This is a genomic window from Spirosoma oryzicola (assembly GCF_021233055.1).
Lineage (GTDB): Bacteria > Bacteroidota > Bacteroidia > Cytophagales > Spirosomataceae > Spirosoma > Spirosoma oryzicola.
This window is the reverse complement of record NZ_CP089541.1, coordinates 150,322-168,550: the sequence shown is the minus strand read 5'-3', so window position 1 is coordinate 168,550 and position 18,229 is coordinate 150,322. Positions and strand designations below refer to the sequence as shown.

17 protein-coding genes and 1 pseudogene are annotated in these 18,229 nt (G+C 48.8%); 14 read left to right on the top strand and 4 right to left on the bottom strand.

What is annotated here, in order from left to right; all coding sequences use genetic code 11:
- The first annotated feature begins 149 nt into the window (after window positions 1–149).
- Genes thiS through moeB form a run of 6 tightly spaced genes read left to right on the top strand, consistent with a single transcriptional unit; the run spans window position 150 to window position 5,873 of the window.
- The gene (gene thiS / locus LQ777_RS26935) at window positions 150–353 is read left to right on the top strand and encodes a sulfur carrier protein ThiS (protein ID WP_232563377.1); all 204 of its coding nucleotides are present in this window, start codon (window positions 150–152) and stop codon (window positions 351–353) included.
- Window positions 350–2,248 carry a phosphomethylpyrimidine synthase ThiC gene (thiC, locus tag LQ777_RS26930; protein ID WP_232563376.1) on the top strand — a complete coding sequence of 633 codons (1,899 nt, stop codon included), beginning with the start codon at window positions 350–352 and terminating at the stop codon, window positions 2,246–2,248. Before thiS ends, thiC begins: the two co-directional genes overlap by 4 nt.
- The gene (locus tag LQ777_RS26925) at window positions 2,245–2,889 is read left to right on the top strand and encodes a thiamine phosphate synthase (protein ID WP_232563375.1); all 645 of its coding nucleotides are present in this window, start codon (window positions 2,245–2,247) and stop codon (window positions 2,887–2,889) included. The genes thiC and LQ777_RS26925 overlap by 4 nt, the downstream gene beginning before the upstream one ends.
- On the top strand, window positions 2,876–3,661 hold the full coding sequence (locus tag LQ777_RS26920) for a thiazole synthase (RefSeq protein ID WP_232563374.1): 786 nt from the start codon (window positions 2,876–2,878) through the stop codon (window positions 3,659–3,661). The genes LQ777_RS26925 and LQ777_RS26920 overlap by 14 nt, the downstream gene beginning before the upstream one ends.
- The gene (gene thiH, locus LQ777_RS26915) at window positions 3,658–4,797 is read left to right on the top strand and encodes a 2-iminoacetate synthase ThiH (protein WP_232563373.1); all 1,140 of its coding nucleotides are present in this window, start codon (window positions 3,658–3,660) and stop codon (window positions 4,795–4,797) included. Before LQ777_RS26920 ends, thiH begins: the two co-directional genes overlap by 4 nt.
- A complete protein-coding gene (gene moeB, locus LQ777_RS26910; protein WP_232563372.1) occupies window positions 4,794–5,873 on the top strand; it encodes a HesA/MoeB/ThiF family protein in 1,080 nt (359 codons plus the stop codon). Before thiH ends, moeB begins: the two co-directional genes overlap by 4 nt.
- Here moeB and LQ777_RS26905 read toward each other — a convergent pair.
- On the bottom strand, window positions 5,859–6,464 hold the full coding sequence (locus tag LQ777_RS26905) for a thiamine phosphate synthase (protein WP_232563371.1): 606 nt from the start codon (window positions 6,462–6,464) through the stop codon (window positions 5,859–5,861). The two genes, moeB and LQ777_RS26905, sit on opposite strands and share 15 nt — an antisense overlap.
- A gap of 299 nt (window positions 6,465–6,763) precedes the next feature.
- Between LQ777_RS26905 and LQ777_RS26900 the strand changes: the two genes are divergently transcribed.
- The 4 genes from LQ777_RS26900 (at window position 6,764) to LQ777_RS26885 (ending at window position 11,964) form a co-directional block, all read left to right on the top strand.
- On the top strand, window positions 6,764–7,735 hold the full coding sequence (locus tag LQ777_RS26900; protein ID WP_232563370.1) for an aldo/keto reductase: 972 nt from the start codon (window positions 6,764–6,766) through the stop codon (window positions 7,733–7,735).
- Window positions 7,736–8,572: a helix-turn-helix domain-containing protein gene (locus tag LQ777_RS26895; protein WP_232563369.1), complete on the top strand. Its 837-nt coding sequence runs from the start codon at window positions 7,736–7,738 to the stop codon at window positions 8,570–8,572.
- A 519-nt stretch (window positions 8,573–9,091) separates the two neighbouring features.
- Window positions 9,092–11,245, top strand: a complete 2,154-nt coding sequence (locus LQ777_RS26890) for an alpha/beta hydrolase family protein (protein WP_341871388.1) — start codon at window positions 9,092–9,094, stop codon at window positions 11,243–11,245.
- 146 nt (window positions 11,246–11,391) lie between these two features.
- A complete protein-coding gene (locus tag LQ777_RS26885; RefSeq protein ID WP_232563368.1) occupies window positions 11,392–11,964 on the top strand; it encodes a hypothetical protein in 573 nt (190 codons plus the stop codon).
- Between the two features lie 337 nt (window positions 11,965–12,301).
- On the opposite strand, the pseudogene LQ777_RS26880 reads toward LQ777_RS26885, so the two are convergent.
- Window positions 12,302–12,585, bottom strand: a pseudogene (locus tag LQ777_RS26880) (DUF7079 family protein).
- Window positions 12,586–12,844: 259 nt separating this feature from the next.
- A complete protein-coding gene (locus LQ777_RS26875; protein ID WP_232563366.1) occupies window positions 12,845–13,213 on the bottom strand; it encodes a S41 family peptidase in 369 nt (122 codons plus the stop codon).
- A gap of 288 nt (window positions 13,214–13,501) precedes the next feature.
- Between LQ777_RS26875 and LQ777_RS26870 the strand changes: the two genes are divergently transcribed.
- Both LQ777_RS26870 and LQ777_RS26865 read left to right on the top strand, forming a co-directional pair.
- Window positions 13,502–13,651, top strand: coding sequence for a hypothetical protein (locus LQ777_RS26870; protein ID WP_232563365.1), 150 nt, complete (start codon window positions 13,502–13,504; stop codon window positions 13,649–13,651).
- 1,104 nt (window positions 13,652–14,755) lie between these two features.
- Window positions 14,756–15,154 carry a T9SS type A sorting domain-containing protein gene (locus LQ777_RS26865; RefSeq protein WP_232563364.1) on the top strand — a complete coding sequence of 133 codons (399 nt, stop codon included), beginning with the start codon at window positions 14,756–14,758 and terminating at the stop codon, window positions 15,152–15,154.
- A gap of 354 nt (window positions 15,155–15,508) precedes the next feature.
- Here LQ777_RS26865 and LQ777_RS26860 read toward each other — a convergent pair whose 3' ends face one another.
- A complete protein-coding gene (locus LQ777_RS26860) occupies window positions 15,509–15,970 on the bottom strand; it encodes a putative molybdenum carrier protein (RefSeq protein WP_232563363.1) in 462 nt (153 codons plus the stop codon).
- Between the two features lie 164 nt (window positions 15,971–16,134).
- On the opposite strand from LQ777_RS26860, the gene LQ777_RS26855 reads away from it, so the two are divergent.
- Window positions 16,135–17,013, top strand: a complete 879-nt coding sequence (locus LQ777_RS26855) for an AraC family transcriptional regulator (protein WP_232563362.1) — start codon at window positions 16,135–16,137, stop codon at window positions 17,011–17,013.
- A gap of 93 nt (window positions 17,014–17,106) precedes the next feature.
- Window positions 17,107–18,150, top strand: a complete 1,044-nt coding sequence (locus LQ777_RS26850; protein WP_232563361.1) for an NAD(P)-dependent alcohol dehydrogenase — start codon at window positions 17,107–17,109, stop codon at window positions 18,148–18,150.
- The last annotated feature ends 79 nt before the right edge of the window (window positions 18,151–18,229 follow it).

Sequence of the window (18,229 nt, the reverse complement as noted above, 5' to 3'; positions counted from 1 at the left end):
CATCTGTGTTTGTGTAACACGGCACTTGTCCCTAAAGCAAGCCGCATCAGTGGTTGCTTCTGACACACTTCGGTTTTCGCACTCATTTCTACGCTTACTTTCTGATTCCGGTTGCCCCTGGCGTTGCGTTTAGCCTCAAACGTACGACTATGACTGTATCCGTTAACAACCAGTCCGTTACTACTTCGCCTACTGCTTCACTTGGAAGCTTACTGACGCAGTTGGAGCTAACTCAAAAGAAAGGCATTGCCGTAGCGGTGAACAACGCTATTGTTCCCCGTACTCTTTGGAATCAGTATCCGCTATCTGGCAACGAAACCATCACTATTTTACAAGCAACCCAGGGAGGATGAGCACGAACCCCAACCGCCCGACGCTGCCCTCGCAGCCGTCCATTACGCGCCAGCCATTGACCGGCTCCCGCAAAATTTACGTGCCCGGCCAGATGCACGACATCCGGGTAGCCATGCGCGAAATCAGTCTGTCCGACACCGTGTCGTATGTCGGCACCGGTAAAATCCGCCAGCCCAACACACCGGTTACGGTCTACGATACGAGTGGTCCCTACACCGACCCCGATGTAGCCATTGATCTGAAACAGGGGTTACCCCGGCTGCGGGAATCCTGGATTACGGATCGGGGTGATGTTGAGCAACTGACGGCTTTTTCGTCGGAGTTTTGCAATCTACGACTGGCTAACGAATCGCTGAACGCCCTGCGGTTTGCCCACATCCGGCACCCTTACCGAGCCCGCGTGGGTCAGAACGTGACGCAGTTGCACTATGCGCGAAAAGGCATCATTACGCCCGAGATGGAGTACATTGCCATTCGGGAAAACCAACGGATTGACTTAATTACCGAGCAGTTACCCGGCTCGCAGGCAGCGTTGCTGCACCAGCATCCGGGTCACAGTTTTGGGGCCAACACACCGAAGGGACATATCACACCGGAGTTTGTGCGGCAGGAAGTAGCCGCCGGGCGGGCCATCATCCCGACCAACATCAATCACCCCGAAAGCGAACCCATGATTATTGGTCGCAATTTTCTGGTCAAGATCAACACCAATATTGGTAATTCGGTGGTATCGTCGAGTATCGAAGAAGAAGTTGAAAAAGCCGTGTGGAGCTGCCGTTGGGGGGGCGATACGCTGATGGATCTTTCTACCGGCAAGAATATTCACGAAACCCGCGAGTGGATTATCCGCAACTGCCCGGTGCCGGTTGGAACCGTGCCGATCTACCAGGCGCTGGAAAAAGTAAACGGTAAAGCCGAAGCCTTGACCTGGGAGCTGTTCCGAGACACGCTCATCGAACAGGCGGAGCAGGGTGTCGATTACTTTACCATCCACGCGGGGGTGCTGCTGCGCTACATTCCCCTAACGGCCCGACGCGTAACGGGGATTGTCTCGCGCGGGGGTAGTATCATGGCCAAGTGGTGTCTGGCGCACCATCAGGAGAATTTTCTCTATACCCATTTCGAGGAGATATGCGCCATCATGAAAGCCTACGATGTGTCGTTTTCGCTGGGCGACGGATTGCGTCCGGGTTCTATTGCCGATGCCAACGATGCCGCTCAGTTCGCGGAGCTTGAAACGCTGGGCGAACTAACCAAAATCGCCTGGAAGCATGATGTGCAGGTGATGATCGAAGGGCCGGGCCACGTTCCGATGCATCTGATTAAGGAGAACATGGACAAGCAGTTGCGGGAATGCGACGAAGCACCGTTCTATACGCTCGGCCCGCTGACTACCGACATTGCTCCCGGCTACGACCACATCACATCGGGCATTGGCGCGGCCATGATCGGCTGGTTTGGTACGGCTATGCTTTGCTACGTAACGCCCAAAGAACACCTGGGGTTGCCGAACAAAAAAGACGTGAAAGATGGGGTAATTACGTACAAGATTGCCGCCCATGCCGCGGATTTGGCCAAAGGGCATCCTGGCGCGCAGTACCGGGATAATGCACTGAGCAAAGCCCGCTTCGAATTTCGGTGGGAAGACCAGTTCAACCTCTCCCTCGACCCTGACACCGCCCGTGAATACCACGACGAAACGCTTCCCGCCGACGGGGCCAAGACTGCCCATTTCTGCTCCATGTGCGGACCTAATTTCTGTTCGATGAAAATCACGCAGGACGTCCGCGACTACGCCGAGCAAAACGGACTAACGGATGAAAACGTGCTGACCCAGGCCATGCAGACCAAAGCGAAAGAATTTACCGAACAGGGTAATCAACTGTACGTATGACCATTAGCCCCTTACACTATATCGTTACCAACCCCGAGCAGGCTCAACTGGCTTGCCAGGGGGGTATCGACTGGATTCAGCTTCGGGTGAAAGACCAGTCGTATGCCGACTGGAAACACCTGGCTCAGGACACGCTGGCGGTCTGCCGTGCGTTCAACGCCCGACTGATCATTAACGACAATCCGAACCTGGCGGGTGAAACCGGCGCGGACGGTGTGCATCTGGGACAAGACGATATGCCCGTTGCCGAAGCCCGGAAGCTGCTGGGCGATGGGTTTATCCTTGGCGGTACGGCCAATACACTAGAACACGTTCGGCAACACGAGCGGCACGGTGCCAACTACGTGGGACTGGGTCCGTTTCGATTCACGCGTACTAAAGAGAAACTAAGTCCAATTCTGGGACTGAACGGTTATCAGACCATCCTGTCGGCACTACGGGGGGAAGGAATCACGACGCCCATTATTGCCATTGGTGGTATCACGCTGGCCGACGTCCCGGCGCTGCGCGAAATGGGATTGTACGGAATCGCGGTGTCTTCAGCTATCAGTAGTTCAGCCAATCCTGTTAGTCAGGCCCGCTTGTTCTGTCAATCTTTTTTACCCAAAACATCTAAACCTCTTGTCGATGAACGCTTCTGAAACCCAACCGCTGGTGCTGGCGGACCGGACATTCACGTCCCGGCTGTTTACCGGAACCGGCAAATTCAGCTCGTCGGAGCAGATGGAGGCTACCTTATTAGCGTCAGGAACCCAGCTCGTTACCGTTGCGCTCAAACGCATCGACGCGCACGACCACCAGGACGATCTTCTAACGCATCTGGCACACCCGTCAATTCAGCTATTGCCCAATACATCCGGAGTTCGGACGGCTCGTGAAGCCGTCTTTGCAGCACAGATGGCCCGTGAAGCGCTGGAAACGAACTGGCTGAAACTAGAAATTCATCCCGACCCGAAGTACCTGCTGCCCGACCCCGTCGAAACGCTGAAAGCCGCCGAAGAACTCGTTAAATTGGGTTTCGTAATTCTTCCCTATGTCCACGCCGATCCTGTGCTTTGTAAACGATTGGAAGATGTGGGCGTGACTGCGGTTATGCCCCTAGGTGCACCCATCGGTTCTAATAAAGGGTTGCGCACGTTGGATTTTCTGGAAATCATCATTGAGCAGAGCCGGGTACCGGTGATTGTTGATGCGGGGCTGGGCGCTCCGTCGCACGCAGCCGCAGCGATGGAACTGGGAGCCGATGCCGTTCTGGTCAATACGGCGCTGGCGGTATCGGGTAATCCGGTTCGGATGGCCACGGCCTTCCGGCTCGCCGTTGAAGCCGGGCGACTGGCGTACGAAGCCCGGCTTGCTCAACCTATTGATTACGCACAGGCGAGTAGTCCACTAACCGCTTTCCTGGACGAATGAGGAACGAAAATAATTGGTTCGATCGGTACGACTGGAATACCGTTCTGCGCGACATTTACGCAACCACGCCCCAACAGGTTGAACAGGCACTGGCGCGGTCCCGGCGTACACTCGACGATTTCAAGGCGCTGATTTCTCCGGCGGCTCAGGCGTACCTGGAACCGATGGCGCAGCTTAGTCATCAATTGACCCAGCAACGTTTCGGCCGGACTGTCCAGCTTTACGCTCCCCTGTACCTTTCGAACGAGTGTCAGAATATTTGTACCTACTGCGCTTTCAGTCTGGACAACAAAATCCGGCGCCGGACGCTAACCGACGACGAAATCCGGCGAGAAGCTGAGGCTGTACAGCAGTTGGGCTACGAACATATCCTGCTGGTGACGGGGGAAGCCAACCAGACCGTCGGCGTACCGTATTTGAAAAACGCCATTCGGCTGCTACGTGAGTATTTCGCTCAGGTGTCGATGGAAGTACAGCCACTCGACCAGCCAGAGTACGAGGAACTAATCAGCGAAGGTTTGAACACGGTACTGGTCTACCAGGAAACGTACCACCAGGCTACGTACCGGAATCACCATCCGAAGGGTAAGAAATCAAATTTTTTGTATCGGATTGAAACACCGGATCGACTGGGCCGGGCGGGAATCCATCGCATCGGGCTGGGGGCTTTGTTAGGGCTGGAAGACTGGCGTACGGATAGCTTTTTTACGGCGGCTCATCTGCAACACCTGGAACGGACTTATTGGCAAACTCGCTACAGCGTTTCCTTCCCCCGTCTGCGTCCCATCGATCTGCTGGAAAACGATATGATTACGGCTAAAACCTTCGAGCGGTGCATGAGCGACCGTGATCTGGTTCAGCTCATATGTGCCTATCGTCTGTTCAACGAAGAAGTTGAGTTATCGCTTTCCACCCGCGAAACGCCCCGCTTCCGCGATCACGTACTGAAATTGGGAATTACCAGCTTAAGCGCCGGATCAAAAACCAATCCGGGGGGCTACGTGGTAGAACCGCAATCGCTCGAACAGTTCGCCATTTCCGACGAACGCAGTCCCGCTGAGATGGCCGAGGTGATCCGACGGCAGGGCTACGAGCCGGTTTGGAAAGATTGGGATAAAACACTGGTACAGCTATGACAGAAGCCGAACTGAATCGGTACGACCGACACATTCGACTGCCCCAGGTTGGCCTGACCGGTCAGCAGCAACTCAAGCGTTCGCGGGTAGCCTTAGTGGGGGCCGGTGGGCTGGGATGCCCAGTGGCGCAGTACCTGACGGCTGTTGGCGTTGGTACGCTGGGTGTTATCGACGGCGACAGCGTGGCCGAAAGTAACCTGCAACGGCAGATTCTCTTTTCGCCGGAACATGTCGGGCAGAACAAAGCTGAGGTAGCCGCTCTGCTACTGAATCGCCAGAATCCGCACGTTCAGGTTGTGGCATACCCTTTTTTTCTGGATAAGACTAATATCCTCAAAACATTAGGTGCGTATGATTTGGTGATCGACGGTTCCGACAATTTTGCGACCCGCTATCTAGTCAACGACGCCTGCGTGCTGCTGAATAAACCGCTGGTGTTCGGCTCAATCTACCAATTTGAAGGACAGGTTAGCGTTTTCAATTATGGAGATGGTCCCACTTACCGCTGCCTGTACCCGGACCCAAGTGAACTGGAAGCCTGCGGAGAAGTGGGGGTGCTGGGGGTATTACCCGGCATTACCGGCTGCCTGATGGCGGCTGAAGCCATCAAACTCATCACGAGTATCGGTGACGTGCTAAGCGGAACCTTACTGACATTCAACGCTCTGACGTGCTCGTTCAATACGTTCTCATTGACTGCCGACCCCAACAACAAAATTATTCAGTCGCTACCCGATCAGCAGCCTGTCTGCAGCCCGGTCGAAGTGGTCGATTCCGTTCCTGAACTGGACGCGGCAACTCTCCTCGACTGGATGGCCCGTCCTGATGCTCCGTTATTGATCGATGTTCGCGAGGCTGACGAATATAGGCGGGATAACCTGGGCGGTACCCTGATTCCTTTGGTAACTTTACATCAGCACCCGGAACGCGTTCCGGCGGACCGACCGGTTGTAATCCATTGTCAGTTGGGTGGACGAAGTCGTCAGGCGGTACAGTTTCTAAGAAAACATGGTTACGCTAATGTGCTGAATCTGGCGGGTGGACTGAACGCTGTTCGGCGGCTAGGTGTAGATTGACGCCCTGATTTGTTGGAGAGCAGCCACGGGGTTAGGGCTTTGCCAAAGCGCTCCCATCAGAGCAGCCCCGTCGAAACCCGCTTGATGGACCAGCCGTACGTTATTGGCGCTAATGCCACCTAAGCCAATCAGGCGAGGTAAAGCCCGATGTCCGTGCTGTTCGCGGATGAGCTTAATCTGCTGGGCCAGCCTGTCTAGCTGAACCGAAGGACCATAGCCGGGCTTGCTAATGCTTGGGAATATCGGACTGTAAAAAACCAGTTCAACCTGACCGGCTAGAGTTGGCCAGTCGTTTAGTTGATGAATACTGGTCGAAAACGGTTTTTCGGAAAGGGGCTCTTCGTTGCCAAACAAACGCATTCGGTCGGCTTCTTTCAGGTGCCAGCGGAACGGAGCGCGAACTTCACCAGGGTTTGGAGCGGCTAGCAACGTACGTGACCGAGCGTTCGTGCTGCTTTTCAGTGAGGTTTCAGCCGCAGCCGAGCGATCATAAAAATAGTCGAGTCCACCAGATAGCAAAGCCAATAGCGTGCTTTCAGATGGACGTTGTCGGTTTTCGTCAGCGATTCCAATAAGCTGAAAAGTAGTCATTGCTTAAATATAACCGATGTCGTTTTATTTTTTAGTTTTATCGACTATGGTTTTAGTTGCGGACCTCAACAAACCTTCCACTGTGCTCTAGCAGTCACTTTGTTAGAAAGTCCGTGTAGAATAAAAAGGGCGAAGACGAAGACAGCTGATTCGCTGCTCCGATGTAGATAACAGTTGGTCTGTACCAATCTCATTTGCCCACAAACACTGGTCTTGCCCTAGCTTCGATGAGCCGTACAAGCAAAATAGCTGAGCCGTAGAAGAAACTAGCACGTTTTGTAAAGATTGATCTTTGTGGCATGAAAACTATCGCAAAAATTCAACTGGGTCAAAACGGACCACTCGTTTCCAAACTTGGTTTAGGCTGTATGCGGATGTCTTCGATCTGGGGCGGGGCTACTCCTGACCAAACCGAAAGCATTGCCACCATCCATGAAGCCTTGGACAGAGGTATTAATTTTTTAAACACCGGCGACTTCTACGGAGCTGGTCATAACGAACTGCTGATCGGCAAAGCCATCAAAGGAAGACGCGACGATGCCTTCATCAGCGTAAAATTTGGGGCTATTTTTCACAACGGTCAATGGTTGGGGATGGATCTACGCCCCGTCGCGATCAAGAACTTTATCAACTATTCCCTGACCCGCTTGGGAATTGACACCATTGATCTCTACCAGCCTAGCCGAATGGATAACAGCGTACCGCTGGAAGACATTATTGGGACGGTTGCCGATTTGATCAAAGAAGGAAAAGTGCGTACCATTGGCGTTTCGGAAATTACGGCTGACCAACTTCGCCAAGCCAACCGCATTCATCCCATTAGTGCGCTGGAGATCGGCTATTCGCTGGCGGATCGTCAAATAGAGAATGATCTGCTGCCTGCCGCTAAGGAATTAGGCATTGCTGTCGTGGCCTTCGCTAATACGGCGGAAGGCTTGTTGACCGGTGAGTTGAATGCCCCGCTGCCCCAAGACGATTATCGAAACCATTTCTCTCGTTTTCAGGGAGACAATTTGATTTATAATCTGGAAAAAGTCGACATCTTAAAGCAACTAGCCAACAGCAAAGGCTGTACGCCAACCCAGCTGGCAATTGCCTGGGTAAAGGAACAAGGCGACCATATTATGCCGTTAGTAAGTATGAGCCGTCGGTCGCGCTTGCCCCAGAATATGGAAGCGATGGCTATTGAATTCACCCCAGAAGAGATGAATACGTTAAACGCTACATTTGCTGTCGGTGCCATACGTGGCGGCACTTACTTACAACGCTAAATGACCAGTCCAGCCGAAATCCTACCCGGTGTGATCTTTTATTCGTACCACTCTGCGGAGCGAAGGGAGAAAGTATGTGTATGGAACCATCACACCTTGATTTTACAGGTTTCAGGCGAGTTTATCCTAGAAACCTCCGGGCAAACCGTTTCGATGACCGGCGGAGACATGCTGCTGATCAGCAAAAACCAATTGGGTACGCTTACCAAAGTTCCGCCACCCGGAGGTAACTATGAAACTATTGTCATATCGTTGCAGGAGGAGCTGCTGCGTAAGATTGCGTTAGAAGAAAAGCTCGAAGCAAACCAGAAGTATACTGGTTTGCTCAATACCTTAATCCCAACCAACGAATTCCTACAAGGCTATTTTCAGTCGATTGTTCCCTACGCTCGCAGCTCGGGAGCAAGCCTAACCGACGAGATGGGTATTCTGAAGTTGAAAGAGGGCGTCAAATTACTCTTGCTTGCTTTGCCCCAGCTTCGCGACTTACTGTTCAATTTTTCTGCTCCTTACAAAATTGATTTGGAGAAGTTTATGCTTAGTAACTTTCATTTCAATGTACCCATTGAAAAGTTCGCCCAGCTTACTGGCCGCAGCCTGGCCGCTTTCAAACGTGATTTCGGTAAAACCTTTGGTGTTCCGCCCCGTCACTGGCTACAGGACAGGCGGCTGAGCGAAGCCAAATACCTTATCGAAACTAAACAGCAAAAACCCTCAGCTATTTACCTCGAACTGGGGTTTGAAACGATTTCTCACTTCTCGTATGCCTTCAAGAAAAAGTTCGGCATGTCACCCACTGCGCTGAGTCATGCGCCAACAAATTTACTTTTACCATAGGCGCCGTCTGCCAAAATCTAGCTCATTCGCCCACAGCCTTGCTCCGCTATTACCATCAGTAGATACGAGAAAACAAACTATTCAGCCGTCGGCTTACCCCTTGGGGCACGGTTTGTAGCAATCCTTAAATGGATTGGTGTTGGTATAACAGCTTACGGAAATATAAACGATGGTCACTCGTATGGAGGTCTTGCCATGTCCGTATACGGCGGTAGACTGTAAGCAATTTTAATTAACGAGAAAGGGCCAGAACAGACTGTTTTGGCCCTTTCTCGTTAACTGGTAATGAACGCGCATCAAAACACCTTCACTAACCCAATCTTTCTATACATTATAACTGATTTGTAAGCAATTGTTACACTTGGTTACGAAGTTTGGCTACGGGTCAAAAACTTGGTAGGTAGAGGTTTTCAGTTATGGGCTTTTAACGAAGGAAATTAGCTGGTTTCTATTCCCCAATCTGAAATTGAGCGCAATCCAGCTATGGCGTAAAATCCAGGTTGCTAACGCTGCAAATTTATGACTGCCCGTCTCCGTGCTATGCTGAATCGAAGTCGATTAATTGGTTTATTTATACTCGTTTCCCATGCTATTCTAGCCCAGCAGGAGCTATCCGTTTTACCATACTGGAATTACGAAGCAGCCGTACCGTCCAGCAGTTTGTACCGGCATTTATGCCAGCGAGCCTTTACCCAGCTTGCTCAGCGACAAGTTGCCATCGAAAAGATAAAATCGAAGTCCGACTGGCAAAAACGGCAAGCAGAAATTCGTAGAAAACTCGCAATTGCAATCGGTCCGTTTCCCGAAAAAACGCAGCTAAATCCAGTGATCACGGGCCGAATTCAACGGGACGATTTTAGCGTAGAAAAGCTTTATTTCGAATCAAGACCTAATTATTTTGTTACAGCAGGCCTTTTTATCCCCAAGAATCGGACAGGTAAGCTTCCGGCTATCGTGTATTGCAGCGGTCACAACTTAAGCGGTTTTAGGGCTGAGCCATACCAGCGCGTGATTCTCAATTATGTCAAAAAAGGCTTTGTCGTACTGGCTTTCGATCCCATCGGTCAGGGTGAACGAAGACAGTACGGCGACGATTCAGTCGTTAAACAGTTACCCGTCAATGAGCATTCGTATCCCGGAGTTCAATCGTTTATCGCTGGACTTTCCCCGGCTAATTATTTCATCTGGGACGGAATCCGGGCGGTCGATTATCTGGTTAGTCGTCCAGAAGTAGACCCAAACCGCATTGGTATTACGGGTCGTTCGGGAGGAGGCACTCAATGCACATACATTGCCGCAATGGACGACCGGATCGTAGCTGCTGCGCCGGAATGTTACTTGACTACGTACGATAAGTTACTGCGCTCGGGAGGCCCCCAGGATGCTGAACAAAATTTGCTTTATGGGCTTGAACATGGGCTTGATCTGGCTGATTATTTGGAGGTCCGCGCACCTAAACCGACGTTAATTGTCAGCACCACACGGGATATATTCAGTATTCAGGGAGCCCGTGATCTGTTTCATGAAGCGCAGAGAGCCTATACCGCTTTCGGAAAAGGAACTGATTTAGCGATGGTGGAAGATGATGCAGAGCACATCTCAACGGTTAAAAATAGAGAAGCTTGCTACACCTTTTTTCAAAAATACCTGAACAACCCCGGCAGTTCCACGGATCTTAACGTTCCTCTTTTCAAAGAAGCGGACTTGTATGTCACTCCTAACGGACAGGCTTTAGCTTCATTAACCAGTGAATCCTTATTTTCGTTGACCCAAAAATACCTTTCAAGCCATAAAGTGCGTCAAGGTAAATCCATCTCTACGCTACAAAAAACAGTTGAAACGATAACGGGCTATGAAAAGCCAACTGGACAAGGAGAACTGATTTTTTCTGGACGGTTACAGCGTGATTCCTACTCGATTGAAAAATACCTTGTTAAAGGTACGGGCAGTTACTTTTTGCCGGTACTGTGGATCAAGCCAAAGCGCAAACCGAGCAAAACCTTAATATTGCTGGACGACAGGGGCAAAGAAATTGCTGCCAAAAACGGTGAATGGGCAGATCAACTAGCGAAAGAAGGGTATGAACTAATTATTCCGGATCTAAGCGGGACAGGCGAACTAAGCCCAGGATTTATTAAAGGAGGTGATTCAGTAATCGACGGAGTCCCGATAAATTTATGGTTTACAGGCGTATTAACGCATAAAAGTCTTGTTGCGGTACGAGCGGAGGAAATCGAAATTTTAGTAAATCTTACAAGCGAACAAATTGGTCCCAACCAACCGCTTGCGGTAGTAGCCCAAGGAACGCTAGGCCCTGACTTACTTCATGCTGCGGTGTTTTGCAATAAAATTAATCAGATCGTATTGCTAAACGCTTTGAGTGCTTACCAGGCCATCATGGATGAAAAGAACTATAAAACTCAGTTTATACCTTCTGCCGTGGCTGGTGCTTTGCCGGCGTACGATCTTCCCCTCTTAGTTGACTTTTTAGGTAATCGAAACGTGTTGATTATTAATCCGAGGAACGCTGTCAATGAAGAAATTACCTCACAAGCGGCAGGTGAGATCTATAACGCAGCGCTGAGAAAGGAAAAAACGACTTTAAGTCTTCAGCAATCTGTTAAACCGGAAAGCTATTCACAGGCAATAATCAGTTGGCTACAAAACCAATAATTCAGCATCCTTTTACGATACCGAGATCAGCGTTTTACTTCCTCGACAATTAAATTCGTATTGCGCTTAGCTAACCTATAAATACGTAAATAACAGTCCTTCCAACGCTTTTGAGTCGAACGAGGTCTAAGTAGAAAAACAATTCTATGAAGACGATCCAGTGGCTTTTGATTGCCTTGATTGGGCTACTAGGCTGTTCAAAATCTACGCCAGATCCTGTTGCTGGTGAGGATACCAAGGCGACTCTGAATGGACAAGGCTGGAGTGGTATTTCGACGGCCTGGAAAAATCCGAGTGACTCGTGTGGCACAAACACCATCAATCTGACGATTCAAAACAAGTTAGCTTACCCCAAAGCCCGCTTGCGAGCGCCTGCTATCTGTGCCGGCTATTGCGGGGATCAATCCCTCAGTTTCACCAGAATCCCCCTAGCGGTTGGCGTCTACGCTCTTTCAACGCACCAGCCTTGTTCGGCGAGTCCGAATCAAGTAGGGGTTAGCTTTACGACCTTGATCGGGGGTGATATAATTCGAGATCAATATCAACCAGACTTAACCAGGACGGCCACAATCAAGATTACGAGATATGACCCACAAAGTGGTGAAATGGAAGGTACTTTCGAGGTTATGTTACTGCGAGACACTCGCAGGCAGCTTACGTCTGATGCAGCAGAAACCGTTCATTTTCAAAATGGCTCGTTTAAAACAAAGCTGCCTTGACTGGTTTTCTACGCTTTTGCAAGGGTTTATATTCGTTGATTGAGCTGCGATGGTTGGTATTTTGAAGCAGGATCACTGGGCAGATAGTAAAATCAAGGTATAAAGAGACAGAAACTAATTTGCAAGTAGCTTGCCTAAAGTGTTGTACCTTAACCTACATCACCACTTGGCAACTTCTTACAAGACTGTATCTGAAAGCACGCCCTTGTCAGTAAATATGATCGGTCTTGGCTTTTTGCTTTATCGAAACAAATCAGACTTCTGAGCCAAAGATTACCTCAAAACAGGGCTTCGTGTGGCAGTCTACTTGTCGACATCATAACCACCAGCGAAGTCACTAGGACTGATTGTCATGAGGGTGATTGAATCGGGTATTGATCTGATCAATGAGCCACACCTTATCAAAGCATTGCCAAACGCCAGCTACACGCCCCAAGTTTCTGAGCAACACGGGGTCACTTCTTCGTAGTTGATTCGTTTAATCTCAGCTTGCGAGCAACTGCTTTGGGCAAATATTCGCTGGATATAAGCCAAACCAGAAGCTTGCAATTCATTATCTGCATAGAAGTCTGATAGAGCTAACCAGACCAGCTGACGAGTTTCACTGGTGAGATCTTCCATAACGTTGTCTAGCAAAATCCTGTTAGGTCTACTCAGTCGGTTTTATTACCCTATGGTTAAAAAGTTATGACCACGACTACACCGCCCAGCCAGTTGCTAAACTAAACATTAGATGAGAAAGTGGTTTGGCTGTCAACGCTGACCAAAGCCATATCAATTAGAAGATCGCTAGGGTTGATCAGCAAGACCTATTTACAGCAAAAAGTGATACGAGTGAACACTATTTCTGGGCTTCGATGGTTTGCAAAATTTGATTGAGTCAGTTGGAGCCGTTGCTCAGCAGTATGTCGGGGCTGATGCCATAATCCTCGTAGGCCAACAGCTTAGCCCCGTTTTTCATATCAGTTGGTTGGACACAAGTAGTCCCCCCAGTCAGTGTCTGCAAGGTGCCATAGTTACTGCCGTAGTTGAGCATGCCTTTAGTGGGCTGACCGATCGTGGTCACGTTGTTGCCTGCTTTCAATTGCAGCGCAAAGAGTTCAGCCTGACTGATGGTGTCCTGGTTGAGCAGTAAATACAAATGCCCTTTCTTTTCATACTTCTTTAGAAGAGTGAGGTATTTTCGAGCCTCTCGCTCAGCCCCGCCCTGGTTGTCTCTCAAGTCAACGATCAAGTAGGGAGCGGTCAATGCATGTTGAATCGAAGCGGCCCAAAGCGAACTCGTGAAGATACAGAGCAATCTGGCCCTTTCTCCAATGTTTGGAGTCAGTCTCGTTGACCACACCCGTGTACTGGCGGAGGCCGCTTCTAAATACCCTGACGGCATAGTGGCTACCGTAGTGATAAATTCCCTCCGGCGAGTCAAGAGGACTTTGTGCGAGTTGGGCTTTGAGTGATCCAGGTTGATTGAATGGACCGGATAAGCTAGAAACTCCTTAGAGATAACGGAGCTATCTAGTCTGGCTTGACTGCTGAAATGGCGATAATCGTTAGTCTGCATGAAGCCCAGATGATTGTCTCGAATCGGAAACAAAAGCTGCGCCAAATTAGCGAAGTAGCGAAAACTAATCGCATTGCTAACGGTGTCTTGAGTCAGGCGTTGATAGAGCGAATCGTAGGCGCTTAGCTGACTACCCCTGATCTGAGCTTTAAAGGATGGGATCTTTTAACGGATCGATTTTAATGTATCTAAGTCGGCCAAATACGGCTTGGATTGAGCCTGTGTAGCGCCCCATACCAACGTGAGCAATAAGGGTAGCATTTTCCGTATGCTGAATGAGGCTGGAATTGATTGATGCCCGATTAGTTTATAGAAAGGCCAATTTAGGCAGCTAATCACTAATAATGCCCTGTCTCATTTGGTGGAGCGTTTTTGAGTGACCTTTGCCCTAAAAACTGGACAGTGAATAAGTAAAGAAATTCGGGCGATTTTGACAACTCAAGCAATCCAAAATCGCTTATGAAAGAGACGAATTTCACCGAGGTACAAATTATGTTTGCCCTCCGTCAGGCCGATACTGGCATATCCATATCAGAAGTTGCCGGAAGTGGGAGTTAGCAAGGCCACCTACTACAGTTTGAGCCGGAACGTAGAAGTACGCCGGTTTAGAGGTCCTAGAACTACGAAAACTTCAGCAGTCGAAGGGAGAAAATCAGAAATTGAAGCAACTTGTAGCCGACCTAATTTTAGATAAGTAAATTACTAGCTTCACAGCTATACGTGAACAACAGGCCATGATTTATCAGAACTAGAAAATTGTGCTAAATGAAGTCGGGATGTGGATGGTGTTTGATTATATAATCTGGTTTCTGTCAATGCTATCAGTTCATTACCAGTTTGAGAAATTACTTACAAACAGGTAACAAAATGGTTGCTTATGACGCCAATAGCGGTCAACGGCTTTGGGTTAGAAAGAGCGTCGACAAATCTAGTCCTCCCTGATTTAGTGGTACAAATAGGAAGGGCTACAATGTCCCGCAGTCAGGTATGGAGCCATAACTTTAGGCTTATTTGTAGAGTACACAATATTAGAACGAGCGTTTACACACGATATAACTTGTCTCGTAGTTTTGCCTCTCGCTCGGTGATCACTTCTGCTAACCGCTTATCAGTTAGCTTAGCCGTTCCGGTAGTTTGTTATACATAGTACCATCTATAGCCCATACCTTTGATTCATCAATCGGGGATAACCCGCTACTAATTGAATCAAGAACCTAATAAATAAAGCTCATGAAAACGCTCCTTAACTCGCTGCTCGTTGCTTTCACTTTTACTCTGATTACCGTTTCCGCTTCTTTCGCCGAAGCGAATCCTGGCAAACGTGCGACATCGGTTGCCACTTACAAAACTGGTATCTACACCAACATGGCGGGCAAGCTCAACATTGCCCTGGACAAAGAAACAACAGGTGCGGTTGATATAAAGCTCAAAAACACAAACGGTAAAGTCTTGTTTGCGCAACACCTGACGAAGAAAGAAAAAGCAGCCCGCCTTAGTCTTGACATGGATCAGTTGCCAGACGGCGTTTACCAGTTGGAAATTTCAAACGGAGTAGACACATCTGTACAAACGGTCACGCTGGGTACTCAGCAACCAAGTGCTCCTAATCGCTTAGTAGCTATCAACTAATTTCAATAAATGCGAAACAACCGGGTCCAGCTACTTCATAAAGTAGTTGAACCCGGTTGCGTTTTAGACAATTGATTATAATCTGTACTGATGTAATTTGTTGTTTATCAAGAAATTAAGTCAATATCGAAGTGATCTGTCAAAGTCAACAGTTACTCTTGCCATAGTCGCTTCATTTCGGGGTTACGCGTTATGAACGGTACAACGGGCAGCCTCTATAAGCCCATTAGTTGTGCCACCTCCAAATTCAGTGGCAGAAAAAAACACCCGCTAGGCTAACGCGATGTCTGGACAATTGAGTGTGTAATTTTCTGACCATTCTGTTGTACTACTCTGAAAGGACCCTTATCTGTCTTACCCGGCGTATTGCTGTAACGCATTGGTCAATACGTGTCGGTACTGCTGAAGCTGTTCACCAGACAAGCCGCTCATACGATTTCCAGCAACGTTGAGTGTACGAATTTTATATTCAACTAACCAATCTCGCAACTGATCCGCATTTGGATTTACGCAGCAAGGCTTTCTTTCTTGGACGCAAAAATCAAGGGTTTGTCTTGTACCACCGATTAGGTTTCCAAATAGTACGGTTCCATCTGACTGCTGCACGTTAGCACGGGTGCGAGGTGGGTACTTAGCTGAACTGTGTTCGATCAAACCATAATCGCATAGCTGTTGGTTGGGTCCGTCCTCAGTCATATAGCCTTTGGGGGCAGTACCACCCGTTGGAATACCCAATGACCGGGCTACCTCCAAACCCAACTGATCAATGCCAGTTTGTCCACCAGAAATTACGCGTTCTAACGGGTAAAAGCTCATGGTTTTTTTGCCAGGGTGTACATAACAAACGTGTTGTCAATTAAGCAGAATCAACGGATACGTAACCTGCATGCTAGCATTTTGGTTGAATCCACGCAGGGAAAGTATATAACTCTAAAGGACATTCGAGACCAAAAGCTAATTTGAATTCCTTAACTTTGACTGTGGCAGATCAACCAGTACGTTCGGTTTCGGAGTTTAATACCGAGCTAAAGCTCAAAGGCTTCAATGTTTTCCAGATAGACAGCGACAGCAACGCTACCCGCATCTACAGTCGGAAAGATTTCTACAAAATTTGCCTCACCACCGGCAAAAGTATAATCCATTATGCAGATAGAAGCTTTGAAGCCAACGATACAGTTCTGTTTTTCGGTAATCCGCATGTCCCTTACTCCTGGGAAACAATCTCAACTACGTATGTGGGTTATACCTGCCTTTTTTCAGAAGATTTTCTGACGCTCTCCGACCGATTAGAGAGTTTGCAAAATTCTCCATTGTTCAAATTAAGCGGCACACCGATCTTAACAATCAGCCCGCAGCAACGCGAGTTTCTGAACACGATCTTTAAAAAAATGATTGAGGAACAGCAAACGACTTATTCGTATAAAGATGAGCTGATTCGCAATTACATACAGCTGATTATTCACGAAGCGTTAAAGCTGGAACCATCCCAAAATTTTGATAATCACAAGAACGCGGCTTCCCGAATTACCTCTGTTTTTCTCGAACTGCTGGAACGGCAATTTCCCATCGAGACTATCGACCGGCCCTTGCAACTGACAACAGCCAAGCACTATGCCACGAACCTGAATGTTCATGTCAATTATCTGAACCGGGCTGTCAACGAAATAACAGGTAGGTCAACCACGGCTCATATTTCGGAACGAGTGCTTAGCGAAGCAAAAGCCTTACTACAGCATACCGATTGGAACATTGCTGATATTGCCTACGCATTGGGCTTTGAGTACCCGTCTTACTTCAACAACTTCTTTAAAAAGTTTACCGGCACCAATCCGCGTAGTTTTCGTCTGGCGGAGGTTTGAAATCTATAAGTATTGGTTTGAAAAGTTTTACCTTATCGGACCTTGCCACCTGTAACTTTACCGTTTCAACATAAAGGCAAAACGTTACAGGTTATGATTGCAACAAAAGCGTATGCAGCCCAGACTAAGGACTCGGACTTAGCACCCTGGAATTTTGACCGACGGGAAGTAGGCCCTCACGATGTTCAATTTGATATTCTTTACTGTGGAGTGTGCCATTCCGACCTGCACCAGATCAAAGATGAGTGGGGCGGTAGTCTATTCCCGATGGTTCCGGGCCACGAGATAGTAGGCCGGGTTGTTGCCGTCGGTTCTCAGGTTTCCAAATTCAGCGTGGGTGATCTGGCGGGTACAGGATGTATGGTTGACTCCTGCCGTGAGTGTGAGTCCTGCCAACATGGTTTAGAGCAATACTGTTTAAAAGGCAATAGTCAGACTTACAACGGGTTAGAGCAGGACAAGAAAACCCCGACCTATGGAGGCTATTCGAATACCATTGTCGTCAATGAAGATTTCGTCCTGCACGTACCGGAACGTTTAGACTTGGCGGCTGCCGCTCCCTTACTCTGCGCTGGAATCACTACTTACTCTCCGTTGCGTCACTGGAAAGTAGGTCCGGGGCACAAATTGGCAGTCTTAGGCTTAGGTGGTCTGGGACACATGGGGGTCAAATTCGGCGTTGCGTTAGGTGCAGAAGTAACCGTTCTGAGCACATCACCCAATAAAGAAGCCAATGCGAAAGAATTGGGTGCGCACAATTTTGTGGTGACAAGCGACCCGGCTCAGCTTGAAAAAGTAACCGGATACTTCGATTTTATTCTGGACACCGTTTCCGCCGAGCACGACTACGGACAATACCTTTCTTTGTTGAAAGTAGATGGTGTACACATCTGTGTGGGTGCTCCTCCAACGCCTGCGGCTGTTCAGGCATTTAGCCTTATAATTGGTCGCAAAAGCATTGCAGGATCAAGTATAGGCGGCATCGCTGAAACGCAGGAGATGTTGGATTTCTGCGCCGACAAAGGCATCGTGTCGGATATTGAAATGATTGACATCAAGGATATTCATCAGGCGTACGACCGGATGGTAAAGGGCGATGTACGTTACCGGTTTGTCATCGACATGGCTACGCTGTAAACAATAACCTTCCATTTTCAGTACGATGAATTGTATGGGCAAATGCTGGCCGAGCTGACAGCTGTAATTAGCTCTTTCC

Excerpts from the sequence above, each read along its gene's own strand:
- LQ777_RS26900 (WP_232563370.1), top strand. The coding sequence starts at position 6,764 with ATGAAAACTATCGCAAAAATTCAACTGGGTCAAAACGGACCACTCGTT.
- LQ777_RS26885 (WP_232563368.1), top strand. The coding sequence starts at position 11,392 with ATGAAGACGATCCAGTGGCTTTTGATTGCCTTGATTGGGCTACTAGGC.
- LQ777_RS26870 (WP_232563365.1), top strand. The coding sequence starts at position 13,502 with ATGGCGATAATCGTTAGTCTGCATGAAGCCCAGATGATTGTCTCGAAT.
- LQ777_RS26905 (WP_232563371.1), bottom strand. The coding sequence starts at position 6,464 with ATGACTACTTTTCAGCTTATTGGAATCGCTGACGAAAACCGACAACGT.
- LQ777_RS26890 (WP_341871388.1), top strand. The coding sequence starts at position 9,092 with ATGACTGCCCGTCTCCGTGCTATGCTGAATCGAAGTCGATTAATTGGT.
- thiS (WP_232563377.1), top strand. The coding sequence starts at position 150 with ATGACTGTATCCGTTAACAACCAGTCCGTTACTACTTCGCCTACTGCT.
- moeB (WP_232563372.1), top strand. The coding sequence starts at position 4,794 with ATGACAGAAGCCGAACTGAATCGGTACGACCGACACATTCGACTGCCC.
- LQ777_RS26920 (WP_232563374.1), top strand. The coding sequence starts at position 2,876 with ATGAACGCTTCTGAAACCCAACCGCTGGTGCTGGCGGACCGGACATTC.
- LQ777_RS26860 (WP_232563363.1), bottom strand. The coding sequence starts at position 15,970 with ATGAGCTTTTACCCGTTAGAACGCGTAATTTCTGGTGGACAAACTGGC.
- LQ777_RS26850 (WP_232563361.1), top strand. The coding sequence starts at position 17,107 with ATGATTGCAACAAAAGCGTATGCAGCCCAGACTAAGGACTCGGACTTA.
- thiC (WP_232563376.1), top strand. The coding sequence starts at position 350 with ATGAGCACGAACCCCAACCGCCCGACGCTGCCCTCGCAGCCGTCCATT.
- LQ777_RS26865 (WP_232563364.1), top strand. The coding sequence starts at position 14,756 with ATGAAAACGCTCCTTAACTCGCTGCTCGTTGCTTTCACTTTTACTCTG.
- thiH (WP_232563373.1), top strand. The coding sequence starts at position 3,658 with ATGAGGAACGAAAATAATTGGTTCGATCGGTACGACTGGAATACCGTT.
- LQ777_RS26895 (WP_232563369.1), top strand. The coding sequence starts at position 7,736 with ATGACCAGTCCAGCCGAAATCCTACCCGGTGTGATCTTTTATTCGTAC.
- LQ777_RS26925 (WP_232563375.1), top strand. The coding sequence starts at position 2,245 with ATGACCATTAGCCCCTTACACTATATCGTTACCAACCCCGAGCAGGCT.